15 protein-coding genes are annotated in these 18,265 nt (G+C 62.7%); 11 read left to right on the forward strand and 4 right to left on the reverse strand.

The features are described 5' to 3' along the window. Positions 1–226 precede the first annotated feature (226 nt). Positions 227–2,536 (reverse strand): hypothetical protein, encoded by a 2,310-nt coding sequence (locus tag AC07NV_RS02350; RefSeq protein WP_495164728.1) that lies wholly within the window; start codon positions 2,534–2,536, stop codon positions 227–229. A gap of 207 nt (positions 2,537–2,743) precedes the next feature. Here AC07NV_RS02350 and AC07NV_RS02355 point away from each other — a divergent pair, with 207 nt between their 5' ends. From AC07NV_RS02355 to AC07NV_RS02365, 3 genes are all read left to right on the forward strand, one after another. Next, the gene (locus AC07NV_RS02355) at positions 2,744–3,394 is read left to right on the forward strand and encodes a response regulator (protein ID WP_495164729.1); all 651 of its coding nucleotides are present in this window, start codon (positions 2,744–2,746) and stop codon (positions 3,392–3,394) included. 19 nt (positions 3,395–3,413) lie between these two features. Then, positions 3,414–5,261 (forward strand): sensor histidine kinase, encoded by a 1,848-nt coding sequence (locus tag AC07NV_RS02360; RefSeq protein WP_495164730.1) that lies wholly within the window; start codon positions 3,414–3,416, stop codon positions 5,259–5,261. A 230-nt stretch (positions 5,262–5,491) separates the two neighbouring features. Next, positions 5,492–5,932, forward strand: a complete 441-nt coding sequence (locus tag AC07NV_RS02365) for a hypothetical protein (protein ID WP_495164731.1) — start codon at positions 5,492–5,494, stop codon at positions 5,930–5,932. Between the two features lie 194 nt (positions 5,933–6,126). Here the strand turns inward: AC07NV_RS02365 and AC07NV_RS02370 are convergent, their stop codons facing one another. Further along, positions 6,127–7,494 (reverse strand): spinster family MFS transporter, encoded by a 1,368-nt coding sequence (locus AC07NV_RS02370; RefSeq protein ID WP_495164732.1) that lies wholly within the window; start codon positions 7,492–7,494, stop codon positions 6,127–6,129. A 172-nt stretch (positions 7,495–7,666) separates the two neighbouring features. Between AC07NV_RS02370 and AC07NV_RS02375 the strand changes: the two genes are divergently transcribed. The 8 genes from AC07NV_RS02375 to hutC all read left to right on the forward strand — a co-directional run bounded on the left by AC07NV_RS02375 (position 7,667) and on the right by hutC (position 16,822). After that, positions 7,667–9,817: a TonB-dependent receptor gene (locus AC07NV_RS02375; protein WP_495164733.1), complete on the forward strand. Its 2,151-nt coding sequence runs from the start codon at positions 7,667–7,669 to the stop codon at positions 9,815–9,817. Between the two features lie 57 nt (positions 9,818–9,874). Then, the gene (locus AC07NV_RS02380; RefSeq protein WP_495164734.1) at positions 9,875–10,345 is read left to right on the forward strand and encodes a DUF3237 domain-containing protein; all 471 of its coding nucleotides are present in this window, start codon (positions 9,875–9,877) and stop codon (positions 10,343–10,345) included. A gap of 110 nt (positions 10,346–10,455) precedes the next feature. Further along, entirely contained in the window at positions 10,456–10,914 is a 459-nt protein-coding gene (locus AC07NV_RS02385; protein ID WP_495164735.1) for a MarR family winged helix-turn-helix transcriptional regulator, read from the forward strand. A 64-nt stretch (positions 10,915–10,978) separates the two neighbouring features. Next, the gene (locus AC07NV_RS02390) at positions 10,979–12,241 is read left to right on the forward strand and encodes an acyl-CoA dehydrogenase family protein (protein WP_495164736.1); all 1,263 of its coding nucleotides are present in this window, start codon (positions 10,979–10,981) and stop codon (positions 12,239–12,241) included. Between the two features lie 123 nt (positions 12,242–12,364). Beyond that, positions 12,365–14,587 carry a TonB-dependent receptor gene (locus AC07NV_RS02395; protein WP_495164737.1) on the forward strand — a complete coding sequence of 741 codons (2,223 nt, stop codon included), beginning with the start codon at positions 12,365–12,367 and terminating at the stop codon, positions 14,585–14,587. 52 nt (positions 14,588–14,639) lie between these two features. After that, positions 14,640–15,050: a MarR family winged helix-turn-helix transcriptional regulator gene (locus tag AC07NV_RS02400; protein WP_495164738.1), complete on the forward strand. Its 411-nt coding sequence runs from the start codon at positions 14,640–14,642 to the stop codon at positions 15,048–15,050. Positions 15,051–15,082: 32 nt separating this feature from the next. After that, complete coding sequence (locus tag AC07NV_RS02405; RefSeq protein WP_495164739.1) at positions 15,083–15,706, forward strand: FMN-dependent NADH-azoreductase; 624 nt, start codon at positions 15,083–15,085, stop codon at positions 15,704–15,706. Positions 15,707–16,021: 315 nt separating this feature from the next. Next, positions 16,022–16,822 (forward strand): histidine utilization transcriptional repressor HutC, encoded by an 801-nt coding sequence (hutC, locus tag AC07NV_RS02410; RefSeq protein ID WP_495164740.1) that lies wholly within the window; start codon positions 16,022–16,024, stop codon positions 16,820–16,822. Positions 16,823–16,826: 4 nt separating this feature from the next. On the opposite strand, the gene AC07NV_RS02415 is transcribed toward hutC, so the two are convergent. Together AC07NV_RS02415 and AC07NV_RS02420 are read right to left on the reverse strand one after the other, a co-directional pair. Then, positions 16,827–17,561 (reverse strand): PepSY domain-containing protein, encoded by a 735-nt coding sequence (locus AC07NV_RS02415; RefSeq protein ID WP_495164741.1) that lies wholly within the window; start codon positions 17,559–17,561, stop codon positions 16,827–16,829. Next, positions 17,558–18,262, reverse strand: a complete 705-nt coding sequence (locus AC07NV_RS02420; RefSeq protein WP_495164742.1) for a hypothetical protein — start codon at positions 18,260–18,262, stop codon at positions 17,558–17,560. Before AC07NV_RS02420 ends, AC07NV_RS02415 begins: the two co-directional genes overlap by 4 nt. Positions 18,263–18,265 lie beyond the last annotated feature (3 nt).

Below are 18,265 nucleotides of genomic sequence, written 5' to 3' on the forward strand. Positions count from 1 at the left end.
TGACTCATGGAACAAGGGCTGACCGCCTAGTCGAAATTACGTCGGCCGGAACCAGAATTGAACCTCTGTTCCGCGTCATACCACCCGCCCGCGCTGTCGAAAGCTGCGCCGGAAGAACTGAGGCAGCCATCACCATCGCAGTTCAAGGGGAAGCGCCGGTACGGCGACGTGGCTGCTGACACAGCCCCCGTCGCCGTACCGGGAGTATGATCGCGGCGGTGGGAGCCTAGAACTCCCCGGCGACGCCGACCCGAACCGCGGTATTGCTTTTGCCGGCATAGGAAACACCAGCAGTGAAGGCGAAAGGCGCGCCCGTATCGAAGCGATGGGCGATCGACGCGCCAACCGCCTGTTCCCCACGGAAGGTGGCGAGGTTGAACGTATAGCTCGTCTTGCCGGGCTCCGACGGCATCGGGGCTGCCGTGAGCGCTACTGCGGTGGCGGTACCGCGCCGTGCATCCCGCCGGTCACGATCGGTAATCGCATATAGCTCACCGATCTGGGCGCTGTGGGTTGTGGTCAGCGCCTGCAACGCCGGGATGGCCGTCGAGGTGGTTGTTTCGAGCAACACGAGCCGGCTATTCTGGGTTGTGTTGACCGTCTGGGCAGCCGAAATTTGCGTACCCTGCACCGTGTTGACATCCTCAACTGCGGTGATTCGTCCTTCCTGCACAACATTCTGGGCCAGCGCCGCGCTGGCGTTTGTTGCGGCACCGGTCGCAGTGGTTTGTGCCGCAGCCGCCTCGGTGCGTGCGGTATCAGCCGTACCCTGCGCGGTTGCAGCGCTGGCGAGCGCCGTGTTGGCCGTCCCCTGTGCCGCTGCCGCTTCGGCGCGTGCGGTATCGGCGGTAGTCTGGGCAGCGGCCGCGTTGGCGATCGCAGCGTCGGCCGTGGCCTGCGCGGCGGTCGCGCTTCCAGCGCCCGCGCCCGCCGCCGCCAGCGCCGAATTGGCCGTCACCTGCGCAGCGTCGGCCTTGGCCTCCACCACGTCCAACTGGGCTCTGTTGACCGCATCGGTCGCCTGCGTCCCTGCGGCCACGTTGACGATCTGACGCTCGCGCCCGACCTGACCCACCGATACGCTGTCGGCACGATCGGCGATCGATCCCTGCCCGAGGGCGACGGCGCCAGCGGCCTGCGCCTTGGCCCCTGTGCCCAACGCGGTGCTTTCGATGACCGATGCTTCGGAAGACATGCCCACCGCCGTGGCGAAGTCAGCGGTCGCCTTGCTCAGAACGCCGACGGCGGTTGTGCTGCGCATCGTTGCGCCGGAGGCGTTGCCGAAAGCGGATGCGAACAACCCGCTCGCTTCGGATTCGCCGCCAACTGCCGTTGCGAAGCGGTCCATGGCACGGCTGGCGCGGCCAATCGCGATGCTGTCTTCGGCGAGCGCCTGGCTATCCTGCCCCAATGCGGTCGCGCCCACTTGTGTGGCGTTGCTGCCCTGACCAACCGCGGTAGCTTGCGCCCCGATCGCTCTGCTGCCGGTGCCGATCGCCGTGCTTTCGGTTCTCGACGCTTCGGACAGCGTGCCAACGGCGGTCGAAAAATCACCCGTTGCCTTGCTTGAAAGGCCGATGGCGGTTGCACTTCGCCTGGTCGCTCTGGAACTCTTGCCAAAAGCCGACGAGAGCATGCCGCTGGCTTCCGCGTCGGAGCCAATAGCGGTTGCGAAGTCTTCCGTTGCGCGGCTGCCCCGGCCTGTGGCGGTGGCATCGATACCGCTCGCCTCGCTGTCCCGGCCCGTCGCTGTGGCGCCGACGCCCACGGCAATACTGCCCGCGCCGGTCGCAGTGGCATCGCGCGCATTCGCTATCGCACCGGCACCCACGGCAGTGGCGTCGGTCTGCCCGCCCGCCCCTGCGCCTGCCTCGGCCCCGGCGCCGATCGCGGTGGCGCGATCGTTCTGGAACGTCGGCGCCGTATAGGCCCCGCTGTTGCCAACGCCACCATTGCTCCCAGCCCTCGACAGATTTCCGTAGGCGCTGCTAGAATCGCCAAACGCCGCGCTAGCCGCGCCCGTCGCCGTCCCGAATGTGCCGATGACCGTGCTGAAGGTCCCGGTCGCCGTGCCACTCTGACCGACCACCTGGCTGTATGTGCCCGTCACCGTGCTGCGTTGGCCGTTGGCGGTGCTGTACGCGCCGGTCGCGGTGCTTTCGTCCTGTTCGGCGCGACTGTTGTTTCCGGTCGCCGTGCTCAAGTTGCCAACCGCGCGGCTATCATTTCCGGTTGCCGTAGCGCCGCTGATCCCGGTAGCTCCCGCGAGACTGCCTACTCCCGTCGCGGTGCTGAAGCTGGCTGCGGCAGTGGCATTGGCTCCACATTCGGTTGTTCCCGAAATATCGTCGGAGTTACCCGAAATCCCGTCGGGTCCCGGTCCGTCGGCGGTATTGCATTCCGGTGTCGGGTCGGCCCACGCTGCATTAGCGCCCAAAGCCGCCGACAGCGCCACGATGCTCCCGGCGATCTTCCAGCGCCTTGCTGCACGCGCTGCCCGGAGTTCCATCCGCGCTGCGTCTTTCCATATCTTCATGCTCATCTCAATCGCTCCCAAGAAAGGCGGGGAAACGCCGGTCTACTCGGCTCGCTGCCCCCTGATGGCTGACCCTGCGATGCGGTTAGCGCAGACCGCGGCGGACGCCCCCACATGAGCATGTGGGCAGGCCCCACATATTCATGTGGGTTTACTGCGGGGACCTGACCGCTATCATCCGGCCAACAGGCACAACCGGAGGCGGCGATGGTGATCCGCGTTGCGATTATCGAAGATGATCCGATATTGGCCGGACGTTTCGCCGATGCGGTCAATGCGGCGACGGGCATGATGGTCGTCAACAGGGCGAACAGCCTGGTCAGCGGCAGCGGCCTCGTCGATGCGGGCGGCTATGATGTGCTGCTGTGCGACCTCGGCCTTCCCGATGGAGATGGCACCACGCTGATCGCCAAGGAGGCGGCCAAGGGGCGGGGCACCGATATATTGGTCATCACCCAGTTTGCCGATCAGCAAAAGGTGCTCGACAGTATTCGCGCAGGGGCGCGGGGCTATCTTCTCAAGGACCAGCGCATCGAATCGTGCATCGAGGCGATCATGGAGATCCGGCGCGGCGGCTCCCCGATATCGCCGGTCATCGCACGCCGCATCATGGAGCAGATGGTCGAGGATCGTTCCCCTTCGCTACCGCCCCCCATCTCGCCCCTGTCGGAACGCGAAACCGAAGTCCTGCAACTGCTGGCGCGCGGCTTTTCCTATGCCGAATGCGGCGATATCCTGCACGTTTCGCTCAATACAATTGGTTTTCACGTCAAGAATATCTATCGTAAACTCGAAGTAAACAGCAGGGCGGAGGCATTGTTTGAAGCGGGGAGCCAGGGCCTTATTACGCGCAATTAGGGCGCTGTTTCTGCTGCTGTTGATTGCCGGGCCTGCACCGGCATCGGCCGCAGCGTCGCTCAACAGCTTTGTCAGGGAAGACAGAGGCGTTCTGCGCTTTACCGACGCCGATTATGCCCGCACCGACAGTGCGCAGATACCAACTGGCGGATGGGAGCGCGGGGCGGCGCGCCGGGGCTTCGGTTTCGAGAAAATGGGTGCCACATCGACGACCAAGACACTCTGGCTGCGGCTGCGTTTCGATCGTCGGCGGCTGCCCGCAGGGCCGGTCGCACTCTATACAGAAAATAACTATGAACGGATCGAAGTCCTGCTGAACGGGCAGGAGATTTTTCGCAATTTCACCGAAGGCGATAACCGCGCGCTCGGCTGGTATCGCCCCGAGATCGTGCGCCTGCCCCGATCCTTGCTTGCCGATGGCTCCAACGACCTACTGGTCAGGATAGAAAGCAATTACGACCTAGTCAGCGGCGATTATTATCTTGGCCCGGCCGCCGTCCTCGATGCACGGCACGAGCGAATGCATTTCTGGCGCATTACGGGTGTGCAGGCGGCCAATCTGGCGATGATCGTGCTCGCAGCCGCAGCGCTGTGGTTCTGGCTGCTTCGCCGGGGCGAAACGGAGCTTCTGCTGCTCGCGATCCTTGGCTTGATGTGGTTTGCCCGCGACTATAATTTCACGGCAGTAAGGGCGCCATTCGGCATCATCGCTTTCAAGACGATGACCTATTACACCGTCTATCCGGCGATGTCGGCAAGCCTTGCCTTTTGCCTTGTTTATGTTCGGCTGCCGCGATGGAAACTCCATGGCGCGATCCTGCTGACAGCAGGCATGATCCTGTGCCTGATCCGGTTTGTAACGGTTGAATGGGGTTGGACCGGCCCCTTTGGCACCGACTCGATCGGGAATTTGCTGGCCGTGGCCTGCGTCGCCTATACCGGCTTTCTGTTGTTCACCCACTGGTGGCGGAGCCGCAACGCCGGGGCGGCGCTGATAACATTGTGCCTCGCGGCGATCATCGCTGGTACGGTTCATGACATTGGCCGGCAATGGGACAGCCGCCTTTGGGACGGCCTCGGCTTTTTTCTGCAACCCTATATCGGTAGCCTGTTCTGCCTTGTCCTGCTGCTGTCGTTCGGGAGACGCGCCAACCTCGCCTTTGGCAGGCTGGAAGGCGTCAATGCCGAACTTGAGGCCAGAGTGGAGGATGCCCGCGTCGCCCTCGAAGAACGCGACAAGGAGATGCGCAAACTTGAAGTCGCGCGGGCCCTTGAAACCGAGCGCGGCCGGATCATGCGTGAAATGCACGACGGGATCGGGTCGAATCTTGTCGCCGCGCTAACAGTCGCCGAGCGCCAGAATCACCCGCCTGCATCGATCGCAACGTTGAAACGCGCACTGTCCGATCTGAAACTGACCGTGGACTCGCTGGAACCGCTCGCCGGGGATGTCGTGGCATTGCTCGGGAATTTTCGGCACCGCGCCGAACCCGATCTGGTCGAGGCGGGCATCAAGCTCCACTGGAAGGTCGACCGTTGCGAAAGGATCGGCTGGCTCGACGCGACCAACTCGCTCCATTTGCTGCGCCTGTTCCAGGAGGCGCTCGCCAATGTGATGATGCATTCGCGGGCGAACCAGATCGAACTGGCGTGCGTTGAGGAAACCCGGGACGGCATCCCCGGCGTGGCTGTTTCCATGGCGGACAATGGTTCAGGCTTTGACAAGGATCATATCGTACCTGGCGGTCAAGGCATCAGCGGAATGCGTAGCAGGGCCGAAGCGATCGGCGGCACATTCGCCTTGTCATCCGCCGCTGGCAAAGGGACGGCCATCTCGGTGTGGTTCCCCTATGTCCGACGGCTTTAGGGGCGACGCCCCCTCCCGCAGACCATCCTCTGATACGGCAGATACCGGTTCTCCGCGCCTTCAACGACCCTCGTGCTTCGAAACCAAACCGCCGTTAGCGTTCCCTGGCCCGTTACAGCCTGACGGCTTTGGGGCGTGGATCGTGAATGGTCGATTTTACGCGCCTCACTTCGGTTGCGGACGAGAATGCCGCGCCATAGGCTGAGCGTTGACAAACCAGAGGTAATTTTGTGTTTCTGATTCCGGCTTTCACCCTGATTTTCGCTGACCCTGCGCTTCCGCCGCCGATAACGGCATATGAAGTGCCGGGGCCGCTGACCAACTCCGATCGAGTGGTCGTGACCTGTCCAGACGCCGGCGTTGTGGCAGCAGAGTTCTACCGCGAACGTAAAACCGTCACTGTGGTCGGGATTGCAGGTTTCTACCGGACGCTTTCTGACGAGCAGCGCAAAATCGTCGATGCCGCCCTCGAACCTCTTGGATCGCTGGACCGGGTTGAAATAGTCTGCAACGGGTCGGACAGCGCGATTATCAGAATCCTTGGCGCATTTGTTGAGGTCAGACGCAAGATGTATCAGCAAACGGTCGTAATCGTCTGGGAGAGCTCGGGCATGCTAGGAACCGAGCGGCGAGCCGTTCCGGAAATGGAATTGGAGCCGCGAGCCTTTTGAATGCCGCCGACACCTACTCGCTCTCCATTTTCAGGTGGATTGACCGACAAAGTGGTGACCCAGTCCAGCCGGTAGCGGACTGACGGCTTTTGGTGAGGAAACCGCAAAGGCGGACATGGAGCCGGCAGGTTCGCTCTTTATATCCATTCTCGACTCATTTGATTTTGTGACGGCGGCTGCACAAGAGGCACGGGTCAACGAGTGGCGTCCGCCGTCTTCGTCAAATCGCGGGCAAAGGCCGAGAACCCCGCGGTCAGCACGATCGCCGCCAGCGGCAGTGCCACGGCGGTCACCAAGGCAATCGAATAGCGCAGTGCGGTATCGTCACCGAACAGGTGATCCGTGAGCAGCGCCATCAACATCGGACCGAAGCCAAGCCCCACGAGGTTGACGACAAAGAAATAGAGCGCCGTGACGCGGGCCCGATATTCGTTCGGCGTAATGAACTGCAGCGCCACCGTTCCGACGCCGTGCATCGTCAACATGGGAAAGGCGATTGCGAGCATGGCGAAGGCGAGCGGCGCATTGGGCATCAGCGCCGCCGCAAGCAACGGTGGCCCGCCGAGCAGGATCGACAGACGCATCACACGCAGATGCGCATCGGCAACTCCTTTTGCGAACCACCGATCAGCCAGCGTCCCGCCCGCCACCAGCCCTGCAGCGCCGCCCGTTGCCATGATGACACCGAACCACAGGCCGGCTTGCGACACGTCCATCCCGTAGGTTCGCGAGAAGAAGGTCGGCACCCACGCAATGACGCCGTACATAACGAGGCCGATCAGCGACATGCCCGCGAACAGAGACCCGAGCGCGGCGCGCTGGCTTGCCAGATATGCAAGCAAGCCCGGCGCCTTTACAGAATCGCCGACCGAGGATGCCCGGAGACCCCGCCGAAGCGGCTCGCGTATCGTCAGGAGCAGCAGGCAGACGAGCAGCCCCGGCGTCGCGACCCAGATGAAAATCGTGCGCCACGCCTCGACCGGCCCGATCAGCGGCAGGTCGACCATCGGCGCCGCAAGAACCGCCTGCACGACGAAGGAACCAAGGATCAACGCAACGCCCGAACCAAGCGGGACACCGATCGAATAGACCGCCATTGCGCGTGCGAGCCGATCGCGCGGGAAGGTGTCGCTGAGCATCGAATAGGCAGCAGGCGAAAGCGCGGCCTCACCAACTCCGACTCCCATGCGGGCGAAAAACAGCGTCGCGTAGCTTCCGGCAAAGCCGCAACCTGCCGTCATCACGCTCCAGAGCGCCACCCCGATGACGATGAGATTCCGCCGGTTCCAGCGGTCGGCAATCCACGCGATCGGAAGACCCAGAACCGTGTAGAAAAGCGCAAAGGCGAGCCCGATGAGCAGGCTGACCTGCGTATCCGAAATGTCGAGCGCGGCACGGATCGGCGCGACCAGCAGGCTGAGAATCATCCGGTCGATGAAGGACAGCGTATAGGCGACCAAGAGGACGCCGACGACGTACCAGCGATAGATCGGACGCGGCCACTCCGGCGACGCGGCGTCCGCATCGACACTCGGCCCGACATGCCTGCCCTCCCTCGCCATCACTCCCGTCCTCCGCTCGCTCTTGCGCTGCAAGTCAGCCTGTTATATATCAGTATTTACTTAGAACACTAAGTAAATTTGCACCCGAGTCAAGCATGATCGGGACGCACAAAAACAACGTGTTGGGAGACGCGAGATGACAAATTTCGGAAGAAAGCAGTCTGTCCTGTTCTTGGCCGGCGCGGCGGTCGCCGCGCTGCCCGCGGCAGCCGCCGCGCAAGGTACCGCCGAAGAAATGAGCGGCGACATTATCGTCACCGCGCAGCGGCAGGAACAGCGGCTTCAGGACGTCCCCATCTCCGTCACGGCCTTCGGCGCCGAGCAGCTTCGCGATAACAGCATCGAAACGGTGCAGGATATCGCGATCCGCACCCCAGGCCTTGCGGTCAGCGCGGTCGATCCAGTCAACACCAACTTCGCGATGCGTGGCATCGGTAGCCCACCGGGCATCAGCCAGAACGCTGGCGGCGATCCGTCGGTGGTCGTCTTCATCGACGGCGTCTATGCCGGCCGGGGCGGTACCCCCGACCTCGATGCGCTCGACCTCGAACGCGTCGAGGTGCTGCGCGGGCCACAGGGTACGCTGTTCGGCAAGAATGCGATCGGCGGTCTGGTTCAGTTCATCAGCCGCAAGCCGACCGATGAGACGAGCTTCTTTTTCGAGGGCACTTACGGCAATTATGATCGCTTCGGCGTGACCGCGCGCGGCAATATGGCGCTGACCGACAAACTCTATCTGTCGGCAGGCGTGTCGCACAAGCAACGCGACGGCTTCGAATATAACGAAACGACGGGCAACGACGTCAACGACCTCAACCTGACCACGGGCCGCGTCGCGCTGCGCTTTGTGCCGACCGACACGCTCGACATCATCCTGCGCGCCGACATCGCGCATCAGGACCAGAAGGGCAATCCGCGCCACAATAATTGCGACACCAGCTTTCAGGGCGGGATCCACTGCGTCGGCATCAACCCGGATCCGCGCGTCGTAAACGCGTATATCGATGGCGAGGTAAAGCGGACGATCCAGACCTATTCGGCCGAGGTCAATCTGGACCTGCCGTTCGGGACGCTGACGTCGCTCACCGCGCTGCGCAAGGTGAAGTTCAACTTCGTCACGCCCTTCTTCAGCAATCCGATCAATCCGCCGGCGCAAATCGAATCGACCAGCTTTGGCAAAGAGGACAACAGCCAGTTCAGTCAGGAGTTGCGGTTTGCTTTCGACGCTTGGGACGGGCGCCTGAAAGGGCAGACGGGCGCCTACTTCCTCAAGGAAAACAATGACCGTATCGAAGGACAGATTCAGGATTTCCCGACTCCCGCCGGTTCGGGGACGGGCATCTATCCGCAGTCCGTCAACGCACGCAGCGTCGCGGTTTTCGGTCAGGTCGACTTCGAGATTGTGCCGTCGCTGACCGCAACGGTCGGCGCGCGCATGACGTGGGAGCGCAAAAGCGGGCGCTTCGCGGGATTCAAGGCCGACACCGGCCCGGGCCTGCCCCCGCCGCTTGGATCGATCGGCGGATACGACGTCACCGGAAAGAAGAGCTGGAAGGCTTTCACACCGCGCTTCGCGCTCAACTGGAAAGCAACCGACGACGTACTGCTCTACGCCTCGGTCGCGCGGGGCTACAAGAGCGGCGGCTTTCAGGGATTGTCGGGCACCGCGTCGGGCGCTTCAACGCCATATGACCCCGAATTCGCCTGGGGTTATGAGGTCGGCGCGAAAACCGACTGGCTCGATCGCCGGCTTCGGCTCAACGTCGCGGCGTTCCGCACCGACTATTCGGACCTCCAGGTCTCACAGCTCATCCCGCTGTGCTGCGTCGTCGTCAGCAACGCGGCCAAGGCGCGGATCAAGGGCATCGAGGTCGAAGCTGTCGCGCGGCCTTTCGAGGGATTCCAGATCGACGGCAGCTATGCGTATCTCGATGCGAAGTTCACCGAATATTCGATTCCGGGCCTGAACTACACGGGCAACCGTCTGCCCCGCTCTCCGAAGAACAAGTTCAACATCGGAGGCCAATTCGAAACCCCGATCGGCGACCTGTCGGCCAAGCTGCGCGTCGATTACAGCTGGGTCGACGATGCCTATTTCGAGGCATCCAATATTCCCCAACAGCTGTGGCCTTCGCATGACAATCTCGACGCGCGCCTTTCGCTTTCGGGCCCCGACGAGCGTTGGGAATTGTCGCTGTGGGGCAAGAATCTGACCGACGAACTGACCCCGACCTACGTGACCTATTTTGGCGCGTTTCGTCAGATCCTGACGCCCTATGCGCCGCCGCGCACCTATGGCGTGACGGTCGCGTTCAAGATCTGACCGGCGGGCGCGGCCGCATTCTGCCGCGCCCTCCCCCCTTTTTCGAGAGGATGACCAATGGAAGAGCCCCGTTTCCGCTATCTCTGTTCCTACATCGCGACCTTCACCGAACCGCAGCAGATGATCGGAAAGGCGCATTTCGGACGCCGGATGATCGCCGCATTGACGGGCGGCGAAGTCGAGGGTGAGCGATTGCACGGCCGCGTGATGCCGAGCGGCGGCGACTGGGCCACGATCGACGACAATGACACGCTGCGGCTCGACGCACGCATCACGATGGAAACGCACGACGGCGCGCTGATCTATGTCTCGTACCGCGGCGTGCTGCGGCCGCTGTCGGCGGCGCACAAGCATGCGCGAAAAGGGGGACCGCAGACGCCCGAGGAAAAGGCCGAAGTCTATTTCCGCACGACGCCGATGTTCGAGACCGGCGACGAGCGTTACCTGTGGCTCAACGACATCGTCGCCGTCGGCCTGGGCGCCAGCATTGGCGGCGCCGTACGCTACGACGTGTTTGAGCTGCTTTAGCGAGGCCACTAACCCATGCGTCCGGATGTCCCTGCGGCACAAGGGGCTTGGCAAGCCTGCCCGAACTGGTCCATCGCGGGCTCGTTCCAGAAAAAGGGCCGGACGCGCCGATGAAGCAATCACCCAGCTATCCGATGACCATGATCCACCTGTTGCGGGCGGTTTATTGGTATGACGAGGCGCTGCAATCCAATCTGCTCCGCGAGGGCTGGCCGACGCCGACGCGCACCCAGTCGATGCTGTTCGCGAATATCGCCATGGGCGAAACACGCCCCGCCCGCCTCGCGACCAACCTTGGCATCACGCGCCAGTCGATGAGCCAGCTGATCGCGAGGCTGGTCGAGCGCAACATTCTCGTAGCGGAACCCGATCCGCAGGACAGACGCGCGCAGAAAATCACGTTCCACCCCGACTCGGCGCCGCTTCGCCATGCCGCCGAAACCGTCATGAAGGGGCTGCACGAACATCTGGACGAGCGCCTGGGCAAAGATCGCCTCCGCGCGCTCGACGACGCAATTTCAATGGATTGGGGACCGATTCCGGCCCTGCGGACGCCCATCGAAAAATAGTTAGAATACTATTGACTTTGTCAGTCTACCTGACAAACTTCTCTCCAGATCAGGAGAGGAGAGAATGGCCGTGGCCGACATGGAATTACCCCCGACCGTGCAGCCGGAGATTCCGGCCGGAGATGATTTCCTGTCGCGCGCCGAACTGGCGGCGCTCACGCCAGAGGAACTGGTCCGGCGGACGACGGCGCTCAAACCGCTGCTCCAGCGGCACGCGGAAGAATGCGAACGGGCGCGTCATCCGGTCACCGACGTGTGGAACGCGATCCGCGCAACGGGGTGCTTCTACCATTTCCTTCCGCGCAAATATGGCGGGCTCGAATTCGACGTCGACAGCTTCCTCGACGCCATGCTTCCGCTGGCCGAGGGTTGCGCATCGACCGGCTGGGTCGCCGCCTTCTGTGTCGAACATGTCTGGATGCTGTGCCAGTTCCCCGAACAATTTCAGGACGAGATCTTCGGCGGTCGCGGCGATCACATTCCCTATGTGATTGCGCCAGGTGTGACCGCGCCCCCCGGCAAGGCAATCCCGGTCGATGGCGGATATCGCATTTCGGGCCGCTGGAAATGGGGGACCGGAATCATGAACTCGGATTGGGTGATGGTGGCCTGCGCCATTCCCGACGACCCCGAGCGCCGCGTGCTGTTCTGCGCCCTGCCGACGAAGGGCGTCGCAGTGCTCGACACCTGGCATATCGACGGAATGGAGGGCACGGGCAGCCACGACCTGTTCATCGCAGACGCCTTCATTCCCGAATACCGGACGATGAATATGAACGATATGCGCGCGGGTATCAGCCACGGCGCGCGGCTCTACGACAACCCCGTTTATCGCCAGCCGATGACGCCGTTTCTGGGCGTCACCGCCGCGATCGGCGCGGTGGGGATCGGGCGAGCGGCGGTCGCCGCGTTCGGCGAGCAGCTCCGGCATCGCGTCATCCCCGGCAGCACGAACAGGCAGTCGGACAAGCCCGCAGCGCAGATGCGGCTCGGCCATGCAAACGTCCAGATCGCGACAGCCGAGATGCTGCTGCGATCCGCGGTCAACCGCAATGTGGAGCTGGCCGCCGGCCCCGTGCCCGCGAACTTCGAACAGCGGAGCTTCATGCGGCTGCAGATCGCAAGCGCGGTGGAGATTTGCCGCGGCGCGATCCGCTCGCTGGTCGAGGCAGCGGGCGCGGGCGCGCATATGCGCGGCAATCCGCTACAGCGTCACCTGCGCGACGTGAACGTCATGTCCAACCACGTCATCTACGACATCGACGCGGCATCCGAACTGCACGGCCGCGCCCTGCTCGGGATGGAACCCAATTCGTTGATTTACTGACATACCGCCCGCGAACGAATTCGCGCGCCCGAAAAAGGAAGACTGCAACGCCAACGACAAGGGTGCTCCCGGAAAATCCGTCCTGACGACGGGGCGAGGGGCATCCGGATATGGGAGGGAAGAATGAACCGGATTACGCTTTTCCGTTCGATGCTGCTTGCCAGCCTTGCCGTGCCGACATCTGCCTATGCTCAGACCGGTGGGCCATCGGCCGACAGGGACGCCGAAATCGTCGTGACCGCGACGAAACGCGAGCAGACGCTGCTCGACGTTCCACTTTCGGTGGCCGCGATCAGCGGCGAAGGCATGGAGGCGATGGGCATCCGCCAGTTCAACGACCTTCAGTCAAGCATCCCCAATCTCCAGATCGACCAGACCAACGGCAATTTCGTCGTGTCGATGCGTGGCCTCGGTTCGGGCGGCGGTAACCTCGCGTTCGAACAGTCGGTCGGATTCTTCATCGACGGCGTCTATTCGGGGCGCTCGCGCTCGATGCAGACCGCGATGATGGATGTCGCGCGTGTCGAGGTCGTGCGCGGCCCGCAGGGCGCGTTGTTCGGAAAGAACACCAACGCCGGTGCGATCAGCGTGATCAGCCGCGCCCCCACGCGGCAGTTCGAGGCGCAACTGCGCGGGCGCTACGAGTTCGAGAATGAAGGCTATGGCGGCGGCGGTTTCGTCTCCGGCCCGCTGACCGAAAGCCTCAGCGCGCGCCTCAGCTTTCAGGCGGGGCACGAGGGCGGCTATATGTACAACCGCGTCACGGCGCGCGACGACAACAGCAACAACAATATGGGCGTGCGCGGCCAGTTGCTGTTCGAACCTGCCAGCGGCGGCGGCTCGATCCTGTTCAAGGCCGAATATGCCAAGAATAATTTCAAGGGCGGCAATCTGACCTACAACGGGCTCGGCAACTGCACCTTCTGCAACCAGATCCGCGCCGCTTCGGCGACCGTCGGCGGCCCGCCCGAACGCCCTTCGTTCGAACGCGCTCAAAACTCGATCTATCCCGAATTTTCGCGGACCAATAATCTGAACCTGACGCTGACCGCGAAACTTGACCTTGGCGGGGGTTTCGAGCTCTCGTCGATCTCGGGCTATCAGCGCCTGCGGGCGCGGACGCAGAACGACATCGACATCAGTCCGATCCGCTTTTCGGATTCGATCCACACCGAAAAAAGCGCGCAGATGTCGCAGGAAATCCGCGTCTCGGGCACCATCGGTCCGGTCGACCTGTTCTTCGGCGGCTCCTATTTCTACGCACGTTCGGATATCCTCCAGGAAATCTACTGGAACGGCGCCGACAAGATACTCACACCGCCGATCGGCCCGTTGCTGCAGGGAACCGCACGCTTGCCGTTCCATCAGACCAGCGAAGCGCTGTCGCCCTTTGCCGCGATCGACTGGCACCTGACTGACGCGCTGACCTTCAGCGGGAGCTTGCGATATAATCATGAATCGAAGCGGGCGCGCATCGCGGGCGAAATGGGCGTGCTTGCCTATCCCAGCTATGTCTTTATCCGCTCGCGCAGCGAGGCCCTGTGGGATTATTCGGCAAAGCTCAGCTACAAATTCGGCCCTGCGGCGCAAGTCTATGTCAGTTACGCCACAGGCTCAAAGGGCGGCGGCTATGTGTCGAACGACAGCCGCCTCGGCCTCACGGGCCGGGTCGAATTCGAACCCGAACGTGCAAAATCCTGGGAAGTCGGCGCCAAGCTGCGGCTGCTCGACAACCGCCTCCACCTCAACGTGGCGGCGTTTACGACCGATTTCACCAATCTTCAGGTCTCGTCTTTCACCGGTTCGTCCTTCACCACAGGCAACGCCGCCGAAGCGCGGTCGCGCGGTATCGAAGGCGACATGAGTGTCCGGATCGGCGAGATGCTGACCCTCGGCGGATCGCTCGCCTATCTCGACGCCTATTACACCAACTATCCCGGCGCGGCCTGCGTCTACAACGCGCCTGCCGGCTGCACGACGATGAACCTCGCGGGATACCGGCTGACCCGCGCGCCCGAGTGGAAGTGGAACAGCTATGCCGAGCTCCGGGTGCCGATGTCGCCGGACTGGGCGCTGACGGGACGCGTCACCGCGGATTATACCGGGGCCTCCATCTATCAGGACGACCGGAATCCCAACAACATCATGCCGGCCTATACAAAGATCGACGCCCGGCTTGCGCTCGCGTCGGAAGCGAACGATCTCGAGATCGCGCTGATCGGCCGCAACCTGACCAACAAGGTGTCGTTCAGCCAGTCCTTCGGCGTGCCGCTCGTCGCGCAGACCTGGGCGGTGTTCGTCAATCCGTCGCGAACCATCGCGCTGGAAATCACCAAGGGCTTCTGACGCGACGGTGGCGGGCCGGCGAAACGACGGGTGCGGTGTGCGAACGGGTGAAGTGCTTCACGACCTCGCCCGCCTCGCCTTCCATTCCTTCCGGCGACAACTGGAGCGGGAGACGGTCGCGCACGGAATTTCGCCCGGTCAATGGCGTTTCCTGCGGCAATTGTGGCAGAGCAACGGAATCTGCCAGCACACGCTAGCCAGACAACTCGCAATTTCCGACGCGACAGCCACGGTTACCTTGCGCGAACTGGAGAAAAAGGGGTTGATAGATCGGCGCCGCAACGCCGGAAACCGCCGCGAGGTGCTGATCTTCCTGACTCAGCGCGGTCGTGCGCTCGAAGGCGCGCTTCTTCCTGTCAGCCGCGACATCCGCATTCTTGCGACGCGCGATATCCCTGCACATGAAGTGGCCGCACTGGAAGATCTGCTACGCCGCGTCATCGCCAATCTCGACCGTGGATAAAGCGGCCAAACCGACAAATGGGAGACAACCGAATGAATATCCTCCATATTTCGGGGAGCCCCAAGGGCGAACGGTCCGACTCGCAAAAGCTGGCAGCCGGGTTTCTCGAACGGTACCGCATTCTTCATCCCGGCCATGCAATTCGCCACATCAATGTGTTCGACGACCGGGCGAACCCAGATTTCGGCGCTATCCACGCCATTCACAAGCTGGCCCCGCTGTTTCACGAACCACAGACGGATGCAGGAAAGCAGGCGTGGGTTGGTACCGAACGGCTGATCGAGGATTTCGATCGCGCCGACAAGATTCTGCTGTCCTGCCCGATGTGGAATTATTCGGTTCCCTGGGCGATGAAGCGCTATCTCGACAATCTGATGCAGCCGGGGCGCACCTTCGGCTTTGACGCCGCCACGCGGCGGCATGTGGGCTTGCTTCGCGACCGCCCGGTCCAGTTCATTCTGACCCGCTCCTCGACGGCGAGCGGCGACGAGCAGGATTTCCAGCTGCCCTATCTGCTGCATGTTTTCAGGTCGATGGGGGTACAGGACATTCGCATCGTCAGTGCCTGCGCGACGACCCAGCCCTCCGCGCAACAACGTCAAACCTATGTGGAATCCTTTTCGTCACAGTTAAAAGATGCTGCGGCCACTTTTTGAACCCCTTGATCCAGCAGCTGCGCCCGTTCTTCCAGATGATCGATGACATGGCCGCCGCCCTCGCGCCGCCTTGGTCGGCCAGTAGGGCCGGGTCACGCTCCGCAATAGTTTAATTGCTGAGGCTGGTTACGGGGCCGGAGGCAAATCGCCGCACAAAGCCATCGACATCCCTGTGCCGAAGGAATGACCGCTTGCGGGGGCCAAGTCGATCATGGCGCGAACGGCCTGGGTAATGGCGCTACCGCAAACATATACCATATGCTTTTTACGTTCAGCCGCTTGGAATTTTCGCACGCCAACCTGTATAGACGGGCTATGGTATTCATCGCACGCCCGCCCGGGAGCGGTTCAAACTTTCTAAATGGTTCAGCCGTTGTCCGGAGGAGTGAAAGCGACGACAAGGACGGGCGCTCCGGGCCGCGTTACGCCGCAATCAAGCAGAGCATCTGCGAAGCTGTTCGGGACGGGCTTCTTAAACCGGGCGACCGTGTCCCGTCGGAAGCCGAGCTGGTGCAACAGTTTGACGTATCGCGCATGACTGCAAACCGGGCGCTTCGCGAACTGCAGGCTGCAGGCATTCTGGTTCGCCGCGCCGGCAGCGGGTCGTTCGTCGCGGAACCGAAGCCAATCGGTCAGATGATCGAAATCCGGAATATTGCCGACGAAATTCGCGATCGCGGCCACGTCTATCGCGCCCGTGTCGTGCAGAATGACGAGATACGGGCGAACGCCGACACAGCAGCCCTTCTCGAGGTTCCGGTCGGCACGAAACTGTTCCATTCGATCATCGTGCACCACGAAGCCGAGTTTCCGATCCAGCTCGAAGAACGTTTCGTGCTCGCCTCGGTCGCCCCCGACTATGGAAAGATCGACTTCACGCAGATGACGCCGAACGAGTATCTGACGCGCACCGCGCCGCTCGAACGCGTCGAGCACCGCGTCCGCGCAGAGATGCCCGACGCGCGGACGCACAGCATGCTCGGACTGTCCGCCGTCGAACCGGTGCTGCGAATGACGCGCCGGACTTGGAGCCATTCGCGCCTCGTCTCGCACGCCTGGCTGACGCATCCCGGCTCGCGCTTCGAACTCTCGGCCGCCTTCGCGATCGACGACTGACGTCTCAGACCGCGCTTCGCGTCACAACCGGCTTGCGCCGCCGGCGCAGCCAGCGGAAATCGGCGCGACCGAAACTCTTGAAGAGCAGATAGAAGCCGGTTCCGGACAGCCAGAGCGTGCCGAAGGCGACAAAGATGATCAGCGGGTGATTGAAGCTCTTCCGGTTCACATAATCCATATTGTGCAGCATCCAGAAGAAGTCCCAGGTCCGCCAGGTATCGCCGCGCATCACAAGGAAGCGGGCGGTATCGAGCGCGACATAGGCGCTGCTATTCTCCGCATCGGCGAAATCGACGCGCCACATCGCGCCTTCGTGGTCGCGCGTTTCGAGATTCGACTTGGCTAGCACGCTGACCTTGCGGATCGGCGCCTCGTTCATCATCGAAGCGACGTCGCGCGCCATTTGCCCATCGACATGCACCAGTTCGCCGTTTGTCGCATCGACCAGACGGACACCCTTGGCGGAGCGAAGCTCGTAAACGGGGCGCGCGCCCAGATCGCGCAGGACCACGCCCGTGACGGGTTCGCCGCGCGGCAGAGCCGCGAGGTCGAAATATTCCCCCGCCGGCAACGGGTGCGCGTGCGACATTCCGCCGCCGTGGCCGCCGACCTTGTCCTTGTCGAGCAGCGCCATCACCGAGCCGCTGAGTGCCCAGAGCAGGAATTGCAAGCCGAGGATCAGCCCGACCCATTTGTGAATACGCCGGAAAAACAGCGGCGTCAGGCGAATGCGTTTCATGCCTTGTTCCTTTTGCGGCGCTTGAACGACCAAATCAGAAGCCATGCCCCCGTCAGCGCCATGGCAAAGGCGCTCCAGGTCGCGACGCGAAGCAGCGGATTGTTGACGTCGGTCCGCTTGTCATAGTCCATGATGTGAAGCATCCACGCGATGTCGAAGACACGCCACAGCGCATGCCGCCGCGAAATCAGTTCGCCGGTTTGCGGCGAGAGATAGAGCGTCGGACGGTTCCAGCCCTCGAACTCCACCTGCCAATAGGGCGGCTTGCGCGATTGCATCTCCTGCGGCGCCTTCGTCAGCAGCCGCACCGACGCGATCCTGCCTTCGCCGGTATAGATGCGCCGCGCCTGATCCCGGACCTGGGACTCGGTCAGGGCAGGCAGCGGCGCGCCCGTGCGGGCATCGTATAACTTTGGTCCCTCGGGTGTCTCCGCGCGCCAGACCGGACGATCGAAGAAGCGTTGCAGGCGGAGCTCCGACGCGCCGGGAGCTGCCGTGACGATGCGAGCGGGCGGCGCAAGACCCGCGAGGTTGAACGGTTCGGCTGCCGGTGAGCGCACAAGATTGTCGCCATGGATGATGTCGATATGGACAACGACCATGTAGAGCCCCGTCAGCGTCCAGAGCAAAGCCTGGACGCCAACCACCAGGGCCAGCCATTTATGCGTTCGCCGAACGAGCAGCGGCCAGCGGATTGTCATGCC

The sequence above is a fragment of the Sphingopyxis sp. GW821-FHT10B01 genome, assembly GCF_059415685.1.